This window comes from Streptomyces sp. NPDC055189 (genome assembly GCF_053606765.1).
This window is the reverse complement of the sequence record NZ_JBSGSG010000127.1, coordinates 1-18,814: the sequence shown is the minus strand read 5'-3', so window position 1 is coordinate 18,814 and position 18,814 is coordinate 1. Positions and strand designations below refer to the sequence as shown.

The 18,814-nt window shown below is 71.4% G+C and carries 15 protein-coding genes; 9 read left to right on the top strand and 6 right to left on the bottom strand.

Translation table 11 applies throughout. The features are described from left to right. Positions 1 to 50: 50 nt before the first annotated feature. From ACWFR3_RS43965 to ACWFR3_RS43940, 6 genes are all read right to left on the bottom strand, one after another. Entirely contained in the window at positions 51 to 1,448 is a 1,398-nt protein-coding gene (locus tag ACWFR3_RS43965) for a hypothetical protein (RefSeq protein ID WP_453740318.1), read from the bottom strand. Next, positions 1,435 to 2,499, bottom strand: a complete 1,065-nt coding sequence (locus ACWFR3_RS43960) for a caspase family protein (protein ID WP_453740317.1) — start codon at positions 2,497 to 2,499, stop codon at positions 1,435 to 1,437. Before ACWFR3_RS43960 ends, ACWFR3_RS43965 begins: the two co-directional genes overlap by 14 nt. Positions 2,500 to 2,532: 33 nt before the next feature. Further along, entirely contained in the window at positions 2,533 to 4,044 is a 1,512-nt protein-coding gene (locus ACWFR3_RS43955) for a hypothetical protein (protein WP_453740316.1), read from the bottom strand. A gap of 83 nt (positions 4,045 to 4,127) precedes the next feature. Then, positions 4,128 to 4,958, bottom strand: coding sequence for a transporter substrate-binding domain-containing protein (locus tag ACWFR3_RS43950; RefSeq protein ID WP_453740315.1), 831 nt, complete (start codon positions 4,956 to 4,958; stop codon positions 4,128 to 4,130). 96 nt (positions 4,959 to 5,054) lie between these two features. Next, the gene (locus ACWFR3_RS43945; protein ID WP_453740314.1) at positions 5,055 to 6,623 is read right to left on the bottom strand and encodes a M81 family metallopeptidase; all 1,569 of its coding nucleotides are present in this window, start codon (positions 6,621 to 6,623) and stop codon (positions 5,055 to 5,057) included. Next, positions 6,620 to 7,816 (bottom strand): ROK family protein, encoded by a 1,197-nt coding sequence (locus ACWFR3_RS43940; RefSeq protein WP_453740319.1) that lies wholly within the window; start codon positions 7,814 to 7,816, stop codon positions 6,620 to 6,622. Before ACWFR3_RS43940 ends, ACWFR3_RS43945 begins: the two co-directional genes overlap by 4 nt. 273 nt (positions 7,817 to 8,089) lie before the next feature. Here ACWFR3_RS43940 and ACWFR3_RS43935 point away from each other — a divergent pair, with 273 nt between their 5' ends. From ACWFR3_RS43935 to ACWFR3_RS43895, 9 genes are all read left to right on the top strand, one after another. Next, positions 8,090 to 9,910, top strand: a complete 1,821-nt coding sequence (locus ACWFR3_RS43935) for a peptide ABC transporter substrate-binding protein (protein WP_453740313.1) — start codon at positions 8,090 to 8,092, stop codon at positions 9,908 to 9,910. After that, on the top strand, positions 9,907 to 10,857 hold the full coding sequence (locus tag ACWFR3_RS43930) for an ABC transporter permease (RefSeq protein ID WP_453740312.1): 951 nt from the start codon (positions 9,907 to 9,909) through the stop codon (positions 10,855 to 10,857). The genes ACWFR3_RS43935 and ACWFR3_RS43930 overlap by 4 nt, the downstream gene beginning before the upstream one ends. Then, positions 10,854 to 11,768: an ABC transporter permease gene (locus ACWFR3_RS43925; RefSeq protein ID WP_453740311.1), complete on the top strand. Its 915-nt coding sequence runs from the start codon at positions 10,854 to 10,856 to the stop codon at positions 11,766 to 11,768. Before ACWFR3_RS43930 ends, ACWFR3_RS43925 begins: the two co-directional genes overlap by 4 nt. A 15-nt stretch (positions 11,769 to 11,783) precedes the next feature. Beyond that, on the top strand, positions 11,784 to 13,826 hold the full coding sequence (locus ACWFR3_RS43920; RefSeq protein ID WP_453740310.1) for an ABC transporter ATP-binding protein: 2,043 nt from the start codon (positions 11,784 to 11,786) through the stop codon (positions 13,824 to 13,826). An 11-nt stretch (positions 13,827 to 13,837) separates the two neighbouring features. Beyond that, entirely contained in the window at positions 13,838 to 14,743 is a 906-nt protein-coding gene (gene mmuM / locus ACWFR3_RS43915; protein WP_453740309.1) for a homocysteine S-methyltransferase, read from the top strand. A gap of 131 nt (positions 14,744 to 14,874) precedes the next feature. Beyond that, positions 14,875 to 15,966 carry a WD40/YVTN/BNR-like repeat-containing protein gene (locus ACWFR3_RS43910; RefSeq protein ID WP_453740308.1) on the top strand — a complete coding sequence of 364 codons (1,092 nt, stop codon included), beginning with the start codon at positions 14,875 to 14,877 and terminating at the stop codon, positions 15,964 to 15,966. A 33-nt stretch (positions 15,967 to 15,999) separates the two neighbouring features. Further along, positions 16,000 to 16,677 (top strand): uracil-DNA glycosylase, encoded by a 678-nt coding sequence (locus ACWFR3_RS43905; protein WP_453740307.1) that lies wholly within the window; start codon positions 16,000 to 16,002, stop codon positions 16,675 to 16,677. Continuing rightward, positions 16,674 to 17,690, top strand: a complete 1,017-nt coding sequence (locus ACWFR3_RS43900) for an N-acetylglucosamine kinase (protein WP_453740306.1) — start codon at positions 16,674 to 16,676, stop codon at positions 17,688 to 17,690. Before ACWFR3_RS43905 ends, ACWFR3_RS43900 begins: the two co-directional genes overlap by 4 nt. A gap of 118 nt (positions 17,691 to 17,808) precedes the next feature. Next, positions 17,809 to 18,750 (top strand): sirohydrochlorin chelatase, encoded by a 942-nt coding sequence (locus ACWFR3_RS43895; RefSeq protein WP_453740305.1) that lies wholly within the window; start codon positions 17,809 to 17,811, stop codon positions 18,748 to 18,750. Positions 18,751 to 18,814: the final 64 nt, after the last annotated feature.

The following is an 18,814-nucleotide window of genomic DNA, read 5'->3' as shown; positions in this document are numbered from 1 at the left end:
GGGAGGCACTGCCTCCCGGCCGTCGCCGTCGCCGTTATCCGGCGCGCCGGTCACTCCCCCGGCGGGCTCCTGAGCTCCTCGATGGCCTTGTCGACCGCCTTGTGCGGCATGCCGGTCCGGCGGCACAGGTCCTTCGGCGCCAGGCTGCTCAGTACGTCGTCGACGCTCTTGCCCTCGACGCCCGCGACCTCCCGCACATAGCGCTGGACCCGGTCGACCGGATCGAGGGTCCAGGACCGCCTCGCCCCGGCGGCGTCCCCCGGCGCCGCCGGGCCGAGGCCGTCGCGCGGCGCGGCACCCCGCGCACCGGCCGCGGCCAGCCGCTCCTGCTCCAGCCAGGTCGTCCACACCCCGCGCCCGACAAGGTGCCCGGCCACGCTCTCGGCCGGAGACCCGTCCGCCAGGATGCCCGGGTCGGCCGTGTCGGCCCGGACCAGGAGACGGCAGGAGGCGGCGAACATGGGCGGCGCGGTGACGGGCCCCACCGATCGGCCGATCAGGGTGCACAGGGCGGCGATGTCCGGCTGGTCGGGCGCGTGGTGGACGAGGTTGTGCAGGACCCTGCCGATCTGCTCCAGATCGGGATCGGGATGCAGCAGCAGCGCGTGCGCCCCGACGATGCCGAGGAACGGGTTGTCGTTCCCGGCGCGGACCAGTTCGAGGAGGTGCCGCGTCGACACGAGATCGATCCCCTGCCGCAGCCCGGAGAGCGCGGCCTCCAGGCCCAGATCGCACGCGCGGTCCGCGGGCATCCAGCCGGTGCCGTGGCGCACCATCTGGACCGAGGCGAACTGCGGCTCCGGACCCTGCGGACCGTTGCTGACGAACACCAGGGTGGTCCAGCCCGCCAGCACGTGCAGCGCCTGCGCGAGGGGCAGCCCGTCGGCCGGCATCCTGCGGGTGCGCAACCGGTAGCCGCCGGGCGGCAGTTCGCAGCTCCACGCCGACCATTCCTCGCCGCCCGACGGCTCCCACCCGCGGGCCCCGCCGTCGACCGGACTGCCGTCCATACCGGCGATCTCCAGTGCGTACGGGTCGAGTTGCCAGCCTTTGCGCAGATTGCGGATCAGCACCATCAGGGTCGGCGAGCCTTCGCCGTACGTCGAGCGGGTACTCCAGCGCACCGCCGCCGCGCGGTGGTCCTCACGGGTCGTGGGCGTGCCCTCGACGGGTGTGGGCGTGGGCATGCGGGGCAGCGAGAGCCGCTCGGTGAAGGGCTCAGGACCGACCTCGACGAAGCGGCTCTCCACCTCTCCGCCGAACCGCTGCTCGATGCGGTAGATACCGGCGGGCAGCACGGTGTCGATGGTGCCCATCGCGTGCGCCACCTCGCGGAACGCGGAGTCCGTGACGGTCACCAGGACCGACGGGGTGTCCGGAATGACGACGAACGGCACAGGTTCCGCGGCGGCCCTCGCGGGGCGCCGACGGTCTTCAGAGCTGGACACCATTCCCACCGCCTGTCATGACTTCGAAGAATCCGCCGTTACGGAAATCAGCCGCGTTCCAGCTCTCCGGTGTGCAGCGGTACAGACCGGGCGCGAGCTTCTCGACGCTCTCCGCCTCCTCCACGTACAGCCGCAGCGGCGGCTCGCCGGGGTCGCCGCCGCGCAGCTGCACCCAGCCGCGGAACCCTCCGGGGAAACAGAGCTTGACCGGGTACGTCTCCCCTTCGAGGCCCCGCGCGAAGATCATCGGATCGTTGCCCTTGATGAACCGGGGCTGCTGCGGGACGAGCAGCGTGCGGGTGCGGTCCTCCACGTGCCGTACGACGTAGTCGGCGAGGCTGTCGGAGGTGATCATCCCCTTGGGTGTGGCGCCGCCGCCGCGCAGTCCGTCGAGGAGCGCGGTCGTGAAGTGCCCGCGTGCGAGGTCGGGTTGCGCGTTCTGCTCCTCGTAGGCGGGATCGCCGCTCGACGTGGCGTACCCGATGAAGGAATCGACCTCCTCGCGTGTCTCGGCGGCGGTGAAGGGCGGCCCGAAGGACAGGGCGCCGACGCTGTTGCCGGTGCGGCAGCAGTCGGCGAAGCAGACGATCTCCCGGAAGGGTGCCGCCGACTCGTACCAGTCCAGGTACGGGCGTACGGCGACGTGATTGCCGAGCAGGTCGATGGCGGCGTTGGCCATCAGGAGCGCGGTGTTGGTGTCACTGAGCCTGAATCCGTGGCCCGCGAGGAAGAGGTAGAGCCTGCTCCGCTGCCGCGCGGCGTGCCGTTCCTCCTCGGGCCGGCTCTCCACCGCCCGCCTGACCGCGAGGTTCGCGCGGTAGAGCGCTTGGTTGACGTTCTCCCTGGTCGGTATGGCGCACATGAAGTCGGCGACGAGCTCTTCCTCCGCGGAGGCGGCCACCATCTTGACGTTGGCTTCGGGCACATCGCCGCCGTCCGGGTCGATGAGCCAGTCGCGGAACCGCGCCGCATCACCCCTGGCCCCCTGCAGGTCGCCGATGGCCGGGTAGCGGTTGATGCCGACGACCACGGCGTAGTGCAGGTCGTTCATCGGACTCTCCCCCTCGGTCGGTCCCCGCGCGGTTCAGTCCGCGAGCATGGCGGCCACGCTTGCGAGAACCTGCGGGTCGTTGTCGAACGCGATGTGGCTGCGCGCCCCCGCGCTCAGACCGGGGCCGCCGTCGCCGGGCGACCACACGGTGCGTTCCGGGTCGGCGCGCAGGAAGCCGCGCAGGTCGTCCGAGTCGGGCCCCACGGCGGCGGCATCGAGGTACCAGTGCTGCATTCCCGCGATCGGCGTGACGGCGGACTGCCCGGAGGGTCCGCGCTCCAGGACTCCGGAGATGAAGTAGAGCAGCGACCTCGGGTACAGGAACGGGACGAGATGGTCGGCCCGCTCCGCCGCGTCGGTCATGGTGAACATCCGGAAGCGGTCGAAGAGTTCGCTCTGGCGGCGGACCGCGGGCGCGAACTGCGCCACCGTGCAGGCGGGCGCGAGGAGCACCACGTCCCGCAGCCGGAAGTCGGCGGGCAGCGGGTCGTCGTCCGCCGCGCGCCTGCGTGCGAGGTCGTCGAGGAGGTTGCCGATGAACACGGCGCCCGCGCTGTGCCCGACCACGGTCACCTGCGGGCGGGTTCCGGTGGCGAGCAGCTCGGCGAACCTGTCGAGGAAGTACCGTCCCGCGCGGACCTCGTCGTCCGGCGCGGTGAAGGTGTCGGCGGTCTGCCGTTTCATCGCGTCCCAGATCGCGGCGCCCACGTTGGCGAGGTAGAACTCGCGGAGGATCTCCTCGACGACCGTCGGATAGAGCCCGTGGTCGGTGCGCTGCCGGAAGCGGCCGACGACCGCGGCCACGACCCGCACGGTCTTGCGCACGATCAGCGCGGTGCTCACCAGGGCCCGTTCCCCCGGCCCTGCCCTGGCGGCGAGGTCGGCCACGACATCCGGTGACATGAGGGTGGCCGCCGCGGCACGCCCCCCGATGGCGTCTCGCGCCGCGGCGGCCGGCTCATTGGTCTGCGGCTGGTCCTTGTCGAGGGCCGAGTTCACGATCTCCCGTGTGCGCTCATCCAGTTCGGTGTCCGCCGAGAGCTCCGCGGCGATGCTCATCTGCTCGGACTCGCTCAGCGGCGGCACCTCAGGCGGCACGATCAGCCGCGCGTAAGGCTCCTTCTCCCTTCGCACCTCGGCCAGTTCGGCGGCCACCGCCGCCGGGCCCGGGGTGGCGGCCACGCCGAGCGCGCGCTGTCCCGGCTGCCCGAACACGGCGCCGGTGGCGTAGCGGGTGACCCTGTTGAGCAGCGTACGGAAGACGCTCTCGTCCAGGATCCGCGGCAGGTTGCCGTGCAGGGTCTCCAGAAGTCCGCTGCTCCACACGAAGAAGACCGGATCGACGCCCGCCGCCTCGTACACGGGCGCGAGCCGCTGTGCGGTGGCGAACCCCAGCGTGTCGTCGATCAGGCCGCCGTGGAAGTGCAGCACGACCCGTGGCCGGTCCTTGAGCCCGGCCACGAGCGAGTCGATGTCGGCGGTGGTGGTCGAGGCGAGCCGACCACCCTGCCGGCTGTGGATGCACCGATCACGGAAGGAAGCCATGCCCGGAAGATAGGACCGCCCCGCCGCCCCGGCATCGGGGGCCGGCTCAGGGATAACCCCTGACCGGGGCGGCGCCGGCGGAACTAGGAGCCCGAGGGGGCGCCCATCCACTCGGCCTCGTATCCGGCGTACGTCCCGTCGTGTGTCGCCAGGTGCGTGAACTGGTCGACGTACTCCTTGAATTCGTCGTCCCCGCGCGGCAGCGCGTAGGCCTTCTCGGAGAAGGTGAAGGGCTTGTCGGGGTGCAGGGAGCAGAGTTCGGGGTGGATCTTTGCCTGGTAGCGGGTCTCGCTCGCGTCCGTCATCATCACGTCCGCGCGGCCCTCGATGATCTCCTGGAAGATCGTGGTGTTCTCCGGGTGCTGCAGAATCGTGGCCTGCTTGATGTTGGCGCGCGCGAACTGCTCGTTCGTGCCTCCGGGGTTCACGATCACGGTGGTGCCGGGCTTGTCGATGTCCTTGAGCGTGCCTTCGCCGAACTTCTCCTTGTCGGCGCAGCGCACGATCGGTGTCTTGCCGTCCTCGCGGGTCGGCTCGCTGAAGTAGACCTGGCGGGCGCGCGGCAGGGTGATGGAGACGCCGCCGACCGCGATGTCGCAGCGGCCCGCCACGACGTCCTTGGTCAGGTTCGCCCAGGTCGTGGCCACGTACTTGGGCTTGGCATCGAGGCTCTCGGCCAGGTCCTCGGCCATCTTGATGTCGATGCCGCTGTACGACTTGCCCTCGGGGTCCAGGTGCGTGAACGGGCGGTAGTCGCCGGTCGTACAGACCTTCAGGACGCCCGACTTCGGCACGGCGTCCAGGCGGCTGCCGTGCTGCCGGTCCTTGCCGCGCCCGGTGTCGGGCGACGCGGGCGCGGCGGCGGTGACGGCGAGCAGGCAGACCAGGGCGGACAGCGTGGCGGCGCGCTTCATGGGGCTCCTCCGTACGGGGTTTCGCGGCTCGGAGGGATCACCCTCGCAGAAGCGTTGTGGCAGGTGAAGACCCTTCTCACCTGGCGAGCGCGCCCGTCACACGGCGAGCGTGCCCAGTTGGGCCGCCGTGAGAACGGGGCCGTCCCCGGTGTCGTACGCGTCCTCGTCGAACGGGTACAGCGGGCGCTCGACCCGGTGGTGGCCGAGCCGCAGCAGGTCCTGGTCGACGCCGCCGGGGGTGAGGGCGAGGAGCCAGTCGGCGGCCATGTCGTAGAGCTCCGGCTCCAGGTAGCCGATCTTGACGACGACCAGGTCGAAGGTGCGCGGGTCGATGCCGAGGCCGCCGTCCGCCGGGCCCGTGAAGTCCGCCAGGGTGTGGAAGGGCTTGCGGCGCTCGACGAGGATCACGGTCACGCCGCCGGTCCGCACCGCCGCCATGTCGACACCCCGGTCGTACGCGCCGCCTTCCGCCCGGTCCTTCTGCTGGGCGGCGCGCTGCAACGCCACGACGGTGCCGGTGAGTTCACAGGGGCCGCCGTGGTTGGCGTCGACCTTCCCGCCGACGCTGAGGGTGACCTCGGCGCCCACTCCTGCCTCGAAGCAGCGGGCGACGGCGACCGGGTCGGTGATGCCGGGGTGGACCGCGGTGACCTTGCCCGAGCGGATCGCGTCGTTCTCCAGGAGCTTGCCGAGCATGTACGCGAGGTCGCCGGCGCCGCCCGCCGTGGGGTTGTCGCCGGAGTCGCTGATCAGGAAGGGCCGCTTGTCCGAGACGACCGCTTTCTCGATGCACTCCTCGGCGCCGCCGGTGGGCCCGACGAAGACGAAGTCGCGCCGGGCGTCCCAGTAGCGGCGGGCCAGCTTCTCGGCCTCGGCGGCGGCCAGTTCGGCGTCGTCGCCGGTGACGACGATCGCGGCCTTGCAGCGCGGCTCGTCCGCCCAGGCGTAGCCGACCCACATCGCGGCGTCGAGGATGCCGGGCAGCTTCTCGATGTCGGCCAGGGAGGCGTAGAGCGACTTGGCGGGCTCCAGGCGGGTGCTGGTCTTCTCGCCGGGCAGCAGCACGGGCACCTGCACCCAGGCGCGGTGCGGTCGGGTGCCCTCGCGCAGGCAGCGTACGAGGTTGCGGGCGGCGCGCTCGCGGGTCTCCCAGGCGTCCTCGTGCGGGGCCAGGCGGTGTGCGGTGAGCAGGTCGATCGGCTCGGCGAACCGGCGCGAGACGTTGCCGTGCAGGTCCATGGCGGTCGACATCATCGGGCGGCCGCCGTCGGGGGTGCCCACCGCGTCGAGGGCGGCGCGGACCGCTTCGGTGAGGTCGGCTTCGGCGTCGGTCAGGCCGATGACGCTCATCGCGCCGTGGATGTCGTAGACGAGGCCGTCCAGGGGGCCCGCCTCCCGTATGCGCGTGACCAGTTCGTCCTTGAGGATCAGGTACGACTCGGCCTCCACCGGGCCGCCGGGCAGCGAGGTCGCGTGCAGGAGCGGCACCCACTCGACCGTGCGGGCGAGGTCGGACTCCGGGCGGGTCCAGGTGTAGCGGTCCAGGAGGTCCTGGCCGCGGGTCTGGCGGAAGTCGTCCGTGGTGGAGCGGTGCGGGCAGAAGGTGGAGGACTCGATGCCGATGCCGCCGATGCCGATGCGGAGGCGGCGCTGGTTCGTGGTCATGCGGGGGCGCTCTCTTCCTGGGGAGACGGGTCCTGGGGAGACGGGGTGGTCGGGAGGTTCTGGCGCAGGGCGGTGAGCCCGGCGCCGAGGAGGCCCGCGTCGCGGCCCGTCACGGTGGTGGTGATCTCCAGGTCCGCGGTGGCCAGGGGCAGGCAGCGCTCGTAGAGGACGCCGCGCACGGCGGCGACGAGCGGTTCGGCGGTGGCCAGGACCCCGCCGAGGGCGACGGCCTGGGGGTTGAAGAAGTTCACGACGACGGACAGGACCGTGCCGATGTGCCGTCCCGCGGTGCGCACCAGGGTGGTGGCCTGCGGGTCGCCGTCCGCCACGAGCCGCAGGAGCTCGGTGGTGTCCTCCACCTCGACGCCCTGCGCGGCGAGTTCGCGGATGAGGGCGGCGCCGCTTGCCACGGTCTCCAGGCAGCCGATGTTGCCGCAGCTGCACGGCCGGTCGCCCGCCGCCTCTATGCGTACGTGACTGATGTCGCCCGCGGAGCCGTTGGCGCCGTCGTGCGGACGGCCCGCCACGATGACGCCGCTGCCGATGCCGCGGCCCGCCTTGACGACGACCATGTGGTCGAGTCCGGGGCGCGCGGTGCGGTGCTCGCCGACGGCCATCATCGTGGCGTCGTTGTCGACGGTGACGGGGATGCCGAGGCGTTCGGCCAGGACGTCCCGGAGCGGGTAGCGGTGCCAGCCGGGCATGCGGGACGGGCTCAGGACGCGGCCCTCGGCGGGCTGCACGGGGCCGGGGAAGGCGACGCCGAGGGCGCGGACGGTGCGGCCCGCCTCACGCTGCCGGGCGCCCAGTTCGGCGACCTGGCCGCAGAGCCAGTCGACGGCGGACTCGGGCCCGGCGGTGATGTCGTGCGGCAGGTCGACGGCGTCGAGGACCGTGCCGCCGAGGTCGACGACGCCGATGCGCGCGTGGTGGCTGCCGAGGTCGGCGGCGAGGGCGACGCCGCCCTGCGCGCGGACGCGGAGCAGCCTGGGGCGACGCCCTCCGCGGGATGCTCCCTCGCCGGATTCGGTGAGCACGCCCGCCGTGACGAGTTCCTGCACGCGCAGGGAGACGGTGGAGGGGGCGAGCCCCAGTTCCCGGACGAGATCGGCCCGGGAGGAAGCGGCGCCCGAGGAGACCAGGTGCAGGATGTGCTGCGCCGACCCCGGTTCGCCGTGCGGTGTTCCGGCCATGCCGCCCCCAGTTGCCATGCCGTCCCCAGTTGCTTCGATCAGTTCGTTCGACATCAGGAGGAACACTAAGTCCCTTCGAAGCAAGTTGGCCAGAGTCTCCGACTTTAAGACTTCTTGCCGAACGAAGCTCTTGACTTGATTTTGTCGCCAGATCTAGCGTTCAGGCGCCGCCCGTCGATCTCCGGCACGGTCCGGCTCTCGCATCCTTGGAGGCCCTTCGCCATGCGCTCTAGGCGATCACGTCACCGCGCGCGGCGCCGCGCTCTCATAGCCGTGGCGGCATCCGCCGCCGCCCTCGCCCTCACTGCGGTGACCGGCTGCACGCAGGAGGGCGGCCGTGTCGACATGGGCCCCACCGGCGGCACTCCGGTCGAGGGCGGCACCGCCACGATGGCCCTGCCGCCCGCCGCGACACCGAACTGGATCTTCCCGATCGGCGCCCCCGGCTACGGCGCCTCGTACAACTACGGCATCCAGTCGCTGCTCTACATGCCGGTGTACGACGCCGTGCAGGAGAAGGGCGAGCTGACCACGCACGGTCCGAGCACGCTCGGCGGCGAGCCGGAGTTCAGCGACGGCAACAAGACCGTGACGGTGCCGCTGCGCGAGGGCGTGACGTGGTCCGACGGGAAGCCGGTCACCGCACGCGACATCGAGTTCTGGTTCAACCTCGTCAAGGCCAACAAGGCGAGCTGGGGCAACTACTCGGTCGGCACGATGCCCGACAACGTCAAGCGTTTCGAGACCGTCGACGACCACACCGTGCGCCTGCACCTGAGCCGCGCGTACAACCCCGACTGGTTCACCGCCAACCAGCTCACCCTGATGCGCGCCCTGCCCCAGCACGCCTGGGACGCCAAGAAGGACGGCGGCGAGGTCGGCGACTGGGACCGCACGAAGGACGGCGCCAAGGCCGTCTTCGCCCGGCTCACGCAGCATGCCAAGAGCCTGGGTTCCTACGGCTCCGATCCGCTGTGGAAGACGGTCAACGGCCCGTGGAAGCTGGCGGGCTGGCGCGACAGCGGCCAGGTCACCATCGTCCCGAACGAGAAGTACACGGGGCCGAAGTCGCAGCGTCCGCACCTGGACAAGGTCGTCTTCAAGCCCTTCACCACGGCCGACTCCGAGTACAACGTGCTGCGTTCGGGAGGCGTCGACTACGGCTACATCCCGCCCTCGGTGATGGCACAGAAGGAGAAGTTCCAGGAGAAGGGCTATCGCGTCGACCCGTGGGAGGGCTGGGCGGCGACATACATCGTCTACAACTTCAACTCCACGCACGCGGGCCCGATGATGGACCAGCTCTACATCCGGCAGGCGATGCAGCACCTCGTCGACCAGAAGTCGATGAGCGACGTCATCTGGCAGGGCAGCGCGACGTCGACGCTCGGCCCGGTGCCGGTGACGCCGAAGAGCCAGTACCTCTCCGACGCGATGGAGAAGAACCAGTACCCCTTCGACGTGAAGAAGGCGCAGCGCCTCCTCACCGAGCACGGCTGGCAGACGCAGGACGGCATCGCACGGTGCGTACGACCCGGAACCGGCGCCGACGCGTGCGGCAAGGGCATCGCGAAGAACGCCCCGCTCGAACTCACCCTGCTCTCCCAGTCAGGATCCACCGAGACGACGAACATGATGCAGGAGCTCAAGTCCTCGCTCTCGAAAGCCGGGATCGACCTCACCGTGCGCCAGCAGCCGCTGAACTCGGTGCTCGGCAACTCCGTTCCCTGCAAGGCCAAGGACCCCGGTTGCGACTGGGACATGTCGTTCTTCGGGACGGCCGGCAGCTGGTACTACCCGCTCAACCCCAGCGGCGAGCAGCTCTTCTCCACCGGGGCATCGGCCAACTTCGGCAACTACAGCGACAAGAAGGCCGACCGGATCATCCGCGGCGTGCAGTACTCGCCCGACATGAAGGCCGTGCACGAGTACGGCGAATACCTCGCCGAGCAGCTGCCGGTGATGTGGATGCCCAACCCCGCCTACCAGGTCTCCGTGATCCGCAACGACCTGCGCGGGGTCAGCCAGAACCCGACGGTCACCTTCGCGCCGCAGGACTGGTACTACGTCAAGAAGAAGGGAGCCGACAAGTGACCGGCTTTCTGGTCAAGCGCTTCCTTCAGGCGCTGGTCGTGCTGTTCCTGGTCTCGATCATCGTCTTCACCCTGCTCCACCTGCTGCCCGGCGGCCCCGCGCGCGCCATCCTCGGCCCCAAGGGCACCCCGCAGCAGATCGAGCACTTCAACCACCAGCAGGGGTACGACCGTTCGCTGCCCGAGCAGTACGTGATGTACCTGAAGCGGCTCTTCACCGGCGACCTCGGCGAGTCCTTCAAGCTCAACTCGCCGGTCTTCGACCTGCTCAAGCAGCGCCTGCCCAAGACCCTGCTCCTGACCGTGCTCTCCACCGCGTTGGCCGTGGTCATCGCCGTCCCGCTGGGCCTGTTGCAAGCGGTGCGGCGCGGCAAGGCCTCGGACTACGCACTGACGGGGCTCGCGTTCCTCCTCTATGCCACGCCGGTGTTCTTCCTCGGCCTCATCATGATCATCCTGTTCGCACAGGTGCTGCCGATCCTCCCGGCGGAGGCGCCACAGGGCGAGAGCGTGGGTGAACTCCTGGGCGACTTCACGGGGTTGGTCCTGCCGGTCGTCACCATGGCCTTCGGCATCGTGGCGATGTTCAGCCGCTACATGCGCTCGGCGGTCCTGGACAACCTCACCGAGGAGTACGTCCGCACGGCGATGGCCAAGGGCCAGTCGAGCCGCCGGATCATGGTCCGGCACGTCCTGCGCAACGCCCTGATCCCCCTCGCGACGCTGCTCGGCCTCTATCTGCCGACGCTCTTCAGCGGCGCGCTCGTCGTCGAGTCGATGTTCAACTACCCCGGCATGGGGCTGCTGTTCTGGAACGCGGCGCAGGGCTCCGACTTCCCGGTGCTTCTCGGCGTGACCCTCGTCGTCGGTGTCGCCACCGTCGTCGGCTCGCTGCTCACGGACATCCTCTACGCCGTCCTCGACCCCCGGATCCGGAGCGTGGCATGAGTACCGCGACCGCAGACGTCACCGCCGGGGCCGCTCCGGGCAACGAGGCGGCGGCGCAGGCCACGCCCTCGCTCGCCCGCCGTACGCTCCAGGTCTTCACCGGCAACAAGCTCGCCTTGACGGGCGTGGTGGTCCTGGCCCTGCTCCTGGCCTTCAGCTACCTGGGACCGCTCCTCTACTCGACGGAACAGACACACACCGACCTCTCGCAGGCCAACCTCGCGCCGGGCAGCTCCGGCCACCTCCTGGGCACCACCGACCTCGGCTACGACATGGTCGGGCGGCTGATGGTCGCCGGGCAGACGTCGCTGGAGATCGGCTTGGCGGCGGGCCTGCTCGCCACCCTCTTCGGGACGGTGTACGGCGCGGTGGCGGGGTACTTCGGCGGCTGGGTCGACGCGGCCATGATGCGGATCACGGACGCCGCGCTCGCGATCCCGGCGATGTTCCTGCTCGTCGTGGTCGCCGCGATCATCACGCCCAGCAAGGGCGTCCTCATCGTCATCATCGCCTCGGTCGCCTGGCTCTCCCCCGCCCGTCTGGTGCGCGGCGAGGCGCTCTCGCTGCGCGACCGCGAGTACGTGCAGGCGATGCGGATGATGGGCGGCGGCGGGGCACGCGCCGTGTTCAAGCACATCGTGCCGAACGCCATCGGCACGGTCATCGTCAACTGCACCTTCCAGATCGCCGACGCCATCCTCTACGTCAGCTACCTGGCCTTCCTGGGCCTGAGCATCCCGCCGCCCTCGGCCGACTGGGGCTCGATGCTCTCGGCCGGCATCACCTACACACAGAACGGCAACTGGTGGCTGATCTTCCCGCCGGGCATCGCGATCGTCTTGGTCGTCGCCGCGTTCAACTTCATCGGTGACGGGCTGCGCGACGCGTTCGAAGTCCGGCTGCGGAAGTAAGGGAGAACCGACGAAATGACCGAGCCACTTCTCAAACTGGACGACCTGCGCGTCGACATCACCTCGCGCGAGCGCACCGTCCACGCCCTCGACGGCATCTCCCTCGAACTCGCTTCGGGCGAGGCCCTGGGCATCGTGGGCGAATCGGGCTGCGGCAAGACGATGACCGCACTCAGCGTCCTGGGCCTCCTGCCGCCCGGCGGCAGCATCACCGGCGGACGCATCCTCTTCGACGGCCGCGACCTGGCGGCGGCCCCCGCGCCCGTCCTCCAGGACGTACGGGGCAACACCATCGGCATGGTCTTCCAGGACCCGCTGACCTCCCTGAACCCGACGATGACGATCGGCGCGCAGGTGGCCGAGCCGCTCGTCCTGCACCGCCCCGAGCTCAGCCGCAAAGAGGCGTGGGCGCGGGCCGAGGAGATGCTGCGTCTGGTCGGCATGCCGCAGCCCGCCGAGCGTATGAAGGCCTACCCGCACCAGCTGTCGGGCGGCATGCGCCAGCGCGTGGCGATCGCCATGGCCCTGGTCTGCGAACCGAAGCTGCTCATCGCGGACGAGCCGACCACTGCCCTGGACGTGACGACACAGCACCAGATCCTGGAGCTGATCGACGGCCTGCGCGAGCGGCTCGGCATGGCGATGATCCTGGTCACGCACGACCTGGGCGTCATCGCCAACCGGGTCGACCGGGTGGCGGTGATGTACGCGGGCAGGGTCGCCGAACAGTCGGATGTGCGCGGCCTGTTCGCGAGGCCCCGGCACCGTTACACCGAGGCGCTGTTCGCCTCGCTCCCCGAGCGGGCCGCGGACAGCGGTTCCGCGCTCCACACGATCCCGGGCCTGCCGCCGAACCTGGCGGTTCGCCCGACGGGCTGCCGGTTCGCACCGCGCTGCACCTTCGCCACCGACGAGTGCCGTACGCGGGAGCCGCAGCTCGCGGACGACGAAGTGGTGGGCGCCGAGCACCGGTTCGCCTGCTTCCATCCGGTGCCGGACGACGCCACGGAGGCGGAGGTGGTGATCCCGCCGACCGTTCCCGCGCCGCGCGCACCCGGTGACGTACTCGTCGAACTCGACTCCCTGGTCAAGGACTTCCCCCTCAAGGGCGGCGCTTTCTCGCGCCGCCGGGGCACGGTCAGCGCGGTCGGCGGGGTCTCGCTGGAGATCCGCAAGGGCGAGACGTTCGGCATGGTCGGCGAGTCCGGGTGCGGCAAGACCACGCTCGGCCGGATCGTCGCGGGCCTTGAGGAGCCGACGGCCGGGGAGGTGCGCTTCGAGGGGCACGACCCGGCGCGGATGTCGCGGGCCGAGCGGCGGGCACACCGGCGGCGCGTGCAGCTGATGTTCCAGGACTCCACGGCCGCCATGGACCCCCGGATGCGCGTGGGCGAGATCCTGCGGGAGCCCCTTGTCATCCAGGGCGTCGGCAGCCGCGCCGACCAGGAGAAGCTGATCGCCGAACTCCTGGACGCGGTCGGCCTGCCGCGCGGCGCCGTGCACCGCTACCCGCACGAATTCTCCGGCGGGCAACGTCAACGCCTCGGTCTGGCGCGGGCGTTGACGCTCTCGCCCGATCTGGTGGTCGCGGACGAGCCGGTCTCCGCGCTCGATGTCTCCGTCCAGGCCCAGATCCTGAACCTGATGCGGGAGCTGCAGCGCGAGCGCGGCCTGACGTATCTGTTCATCTCTCACGACCTGGCGGTGGTGCGCCACCTCGCGGACACGGTCGGCGTGATGTACCTGGGCAAGCTGGTCGAGTCGGGTCCCGCCGCACAGGTGTACGCGCATCCCCTGCACCCCTATACGCGGGGGCTCCTCGACACGGTCAACCTGCCCGACCCCGGGATCGCGGACGGCGCGGACCGCACTCCCCTGGAGGGCGAGACACCGTCGGCCGCGAAGCCCCCGTCGGGCTGCCGGTTCCGCACCCGGTGCCCCATGGCACAGGAGGTGTGCGCCACGACGGAGCCGCCGGTGTCCACACCGAACAGCGCGGGACACCAGGTCGCCTGTCACTTCCCCCTGTCCGCGCCTCGGCTAGCGTCGACAGTGTGAAAGCAGGCAGTGTGAGACTCGCGGATGCCCTGACCCGCCGCCCGCTCGTGCTCGACGGCGGCCTCTCCAACCAGCTGGAGGCCGCCGGGCACGACCTGAGCGACACGCTGTGGTCGGCGCGGCTGCTCGCCGACGAACCGGAGGCCGTCGCGGCGGCGCACCGCGCGTACTACCGGGCGGGCGCGGACATCGCCACCACGGCGAGCTACCAGGCCACGTTCGAGGGCTTCGCGGGGCACGGCATCGACGCGGTGAGCACCGCTGAACTGCTGCGGCTGAGCGTGGAGTTGGCGCGCGGGGCGGGAGCGGAAGCGGGCCGCGAGGTGTGGGTGGCCGCGTCCGCGGGACCGTACGGGGCGATGCTCGCGGACGGCTCCGAGTACCGCGGCCGCTACGGCCTGACGGTCGCCGAACTCGAACGCTTCCACCGCCCGCGCCTGGAGGTCCTTGCCGACGCGGAACCGGACGTGTTCGCCCTGGAGACGGTCCCGGACACGGACGAGGCGCGGGCGCTGCTGCGGGCGGTGCGCGGCCTGGGGATCCCCGCCTGGCTCTCGTACACCGTCTCCGGCGGCTACACGCGCGCGGGCCAGCCCCTGGCGGATGCCTTCGCCCTGGCCGCCGACGCCGATGAGGTCATCGCGGTCGGCGTCAACTGCTGCGATCCCCGGGACGCGGAAGCGGCGGTGCGTCTGGCCGCGCGGATCACGGGAAAGCCGGTGGTGGCCTACCCCAACAGCGGCGAGAGCTGGGACGCGGCGGCCAAGGCGTGGCGAGGGCCCCGGCACTTCGACGCGGGCCGGGTCACGGCCTTGCGGGACGCGGGGGCGCGGCTGATCGGGGGGTGCTGCCGGGTGGGGCCGGAAACGATCTCCCGGGTGGCCGCGGAGCTCTCCGCGGCCGACCGGCCCGAGTGACCGGCAGGGGCGCGCCACACCTCCACCACACCCGCCACGACCTGCGACAACGCCCTTCCCCGGGGTGACTGTCAGTGCCTGGGTGCAGACTGAGCCATACCTGAGACAACGACGTCCCGGAGGTGGCCCCCATGGCTGAGATCATCCTGACCGTAGGCACCCGCAAAGGCCTCTTCATCGGCCGCAGGCCCAGCGGCACGAGCACCTGGCAGTTCGACGACACTCCGTACTTCAACGCCCAGGCCATTTACTCGGTGGCCATCGACACCCGCGGGGATACGCCCCGCCTCCTGGCGGGCGGCGACAGCTCCCATTACGGCCCCTCCGTCTTTCACTCCGACGACCTCGGCAAGACGTGGACGGAACCGGCGAAGGCGGCCGTCAAGTTTCCCAAGGACACCGACGCCTCCCTGGAGCGGGTCTGGCAACTGCACCCCGCCGCCGCCGAACCGGATGTGGTGTACGCGGGCACGGAACCGGCAGCTCTGTACAAGTCGCACGACCGCGGCGAGACCTTCGAGCTCGTACGCCCGCTCTGGGAGCACCCCACGCGCGACCGTTGGGTGCCGGGAGGCGGCGGCGAAGGCCTGCACACCGTTCTGACCGACTCCCGCGACCCGAACGCGGTGACGGTCGCCGTCTCCACCGCCGGCGTCTTCCGCACCCTGGACGGCGGCAAGAGCTGGGCCCCGTCGAACAGCGGCGTCTCCGCGGTGTTCCTGCCGGACCCGAACCCCGAGTTCGGCCAGTGCGTGCACAAGGTCGCGCGCGACGCCGTCGACCCGGAGCGCCTGTACCTGCAAAACCACTGGGGCGTGTACCGAAGCGACGACGGGGGTGCGCACTGGACGGACATCGGCGAGGGTCTGCCCTCCGACTTCGGCTTCGCCGCCGTCGCCCACCCCCACCGCGCGGACACCGCCTACGTCTTCCCGATCAACGCCGACGCGGACCGCGTCCCCGCCGACCACCGCTGTCGCGTCTACCGCACGAGTGACGCGGGCAAGAGCTGGGAGCCGCTGAGCGCGGGCCTCCCGACGGGGGATCACTACGGCACGGTGCTGCGCGACGCGATGTGCAGCGACGACCAGGACCCCGCCGGCATCTACTTCGGCAATCGCAACGGCGAGGTGTACGCATCGGCGGACGACGGCGACAGCTGGCAGGAGTTGGCGTCCCACCTGCCCGACGTACTGTGCGTCAGGGCGGCGGCCATCGGTTGATCGGCGCCCCCGTTACGGCAGTAGGGTGACGCCGTGGCATCACGACCCTTGCATGAAATCGTCGAGGCGGGCTGGGCGAAGGCCCTCGAACCCGTCGCCGGGAAGATCACCGAGATGGGCGGCTTCCTGCGCGCGGAGATCGCCGCGGGACGCACCTACCTCCCGTCCGGGCCGAACGTCCTGCGCGCGTTCCAACAGCCCTTCGACGAGGTGCGGGTGCTCATCGTCGGCCAGGATCCCTATCCGACGCCCGGGCACGCGGTGGGTCTGTCGTTCTCGGTCGCGCCCGAGGTGCGCCCGCTGCCCGGCAGCCTCATCAACATCTACCGCGAGCTGGGCTCCGACCTGGGCCTGCCGCAGCCGTCGAACGGCGACCTCACGCCCTGGACCCAGCAGGGCGTCCTGCTGCTCAACAAGGCGCTGACCACGGCTCCGGGGCGGCCCGCCGCACACCGGGGCAAGGGCTGGGAAGAGGTCACCGAGCAGGCCATCAGGGCGCTCGCCGCACGCGGGCGCCCGCTGGTCTCCATCCTGTGGGGGCGCGACGCCCGCAACCTTCGGCCGCTGCTCGGCCCGCTGCCGTCCGTCGAGTCGTCGCACCCCTCACCCATGTCGGCGGACCGCGGCTTCTTCGGCTCGCGCCCCTTCAGCCGCGCCAATGACCTCCTGGTCCAGCAGGGCGGGCAGCCGGTGGACTGGCGGCTTCCGTGACGGACACCGTCTGTGTCCTCGGGGTCGACTCGGGCGGTTCGGGGATACGGGTCGCCATGGACCGGCTCGACGGCCTCTCCCGCCCCGCCCCGGTCAGCTCGAAGGAGCCGGTGCGCACCGGTGCGCTTGGCATAGACGCCGAGCACTTCATGGAACAACTGGAGCCCCTGGCCCGGGAGTTGCTCGACCAGGCGGGCGGCGGGCGGATCAGCGCCGTGGCCATCGGGGCCGCGGGCATGGCGACCCTCGGCGACGAACTGCGCGCTGAGCTGCCCGCCGCGCTGCGAAAGGCATTGGGCGTACGGCGCCTGGCGCTCGCCGCGGACGCCGTCACCGCCTATGCGGGCGCGCTCGGCGACCGGCCCGGCGCGGTCGTCGCCGCGGGCACCGGCATGATCGCGATCGGCACGGACCTGACCGCCTGGCACCGCGCCGACGGCTGGGGGCACCTGCTCGGCGACTGCGGCAGCGGCGCGTGGATCGGCCGCGCGGGCCTGGAGGCGGCGATGCGGGCGTTCGACGGGAGGCAGGGCGGTTCGAAAACGCTGCTCGCCCGCGCCGAGGAACTGTTCGGCCCCGTGCAGGGCCTGCCCGGACAGCTCTATCCGCGTACGGACCGGCCCGCGATGCTCGCCTCGTTCGCGCCCGAGGTGGCGCGCTGCGCCCCCGACGACCCCGTGGCCGCCGCGATCCTGGGCGACGCCGCCCGGCACATCGCCGAAGCCGCGGCCGCCGTCTGCCCGGCGTCCGACCGGGCCGGCCGGGGCGAGCGGCCCGACGTCGCGCTGACCGGCGGCCTGTTCAAGATGGGCGACGCGCTGCTGCGCCCGGTGGAGGCGGAACTGGCGGACCGCCTGCGACACGTACGGCTCGTTCCGGCTGCCGGGGACCCGCTGGACGGCGCCGTGCGCATCGCCGCCGACGTCGCCGCGGGCCGGCTGCGGCTGCCGCTCGACCCGCGCATGCTCACCGTGCACGGCCAGAAAGACGCACACATGCGGGACGGCAGTTGACCACTCCGTAATGTGACAGTTGACCTCTTCGGAACTCATAAGACAAAAGTGGACTTATACCGCCCGCCTGTACCCTCCCCGAACAGCGAAGCCCCGAAGACCAGTAGCATGCGGGGCCATGAGCTCCTCCACCGGGCCCGCATCAGGCCTGCCCGTACGAATGCCGCGACCCCGCCAGCCCGGTCGGCACCGCCGCCCGGAGCCCGTGGCGGCTCCCGAGAACGCCCCCGCGCTCGTTCTCGCCGTACCGGGCGTCCCCAGCACCGCCACGCGCAGCCTCGCCGAGGAAGTCGTGAGCATCGCCCGCTCCGAGCTGCCCGGCCTCGACGCCCGCATCGGATACCTCGACGGGACCGAGGACGCCACGGTCACCTCGTTCCCGGAGTTCCCCTCGTTGCAGTCCGTGCTCGCGCACGCCGCCGCCGAGCGCACCGCGCGCTTCGAGCAGGCGCGCGCCGCGGGTGCGGAGGTCGCCGAGCCCGACGGGCCCGTCGCCGTGGTGGTACCGCTCCTCGCGGGCCCCGACAACGCGCTGATGCGGCGCGTACGGCAGGCCGTGATGGACAGCCGCGCACCCGCCGAGCTGACGGACGTGCTCGGCCCGCACCCGCTGCTCGCCGAGGCGCTGCACGTGCGCCTCTCGGAGGCCGGTCTGGCCCGCGCGGACCGCGCCCGTCTGTTCACCGTGGCCACGGCGGCGGACGGCATCGTCCTCGCCACGGTCGGCGGCGAGGAGGCCGTGCAGGCCGCCGGGATCACCGGCATGCTGCTCGCCGCCCGCCTCGCGGTCCCGGTGATGGCCGCCGCGCTCGACCAGGAGGGCGCCATCGCGAACATGGCCGAGGAGCTGCGCGGATCCGGCTCCACGCAGCTGGCGCTCGCCCCGTACCTCATCGGTCCCGAGATCGACGCGGGCCTGCTGGACGCTGCCGCCAAGGAGGCCGGCTGCTCGGTCGCCGAGTCGCTCGGCGCCTACCCCGCGATCGGCAAGCTCGCCCTCTCCAAGTACGCGACGGCGCTCGGGATCGCCCCGCAGCCGTCGGGCGCGCCGGTCCACTGACCGCACCGCGCCGGCAGACCTGATGCCGTTACGCCGATGGGCCCGCCCCCCTGCACGAGGGGGC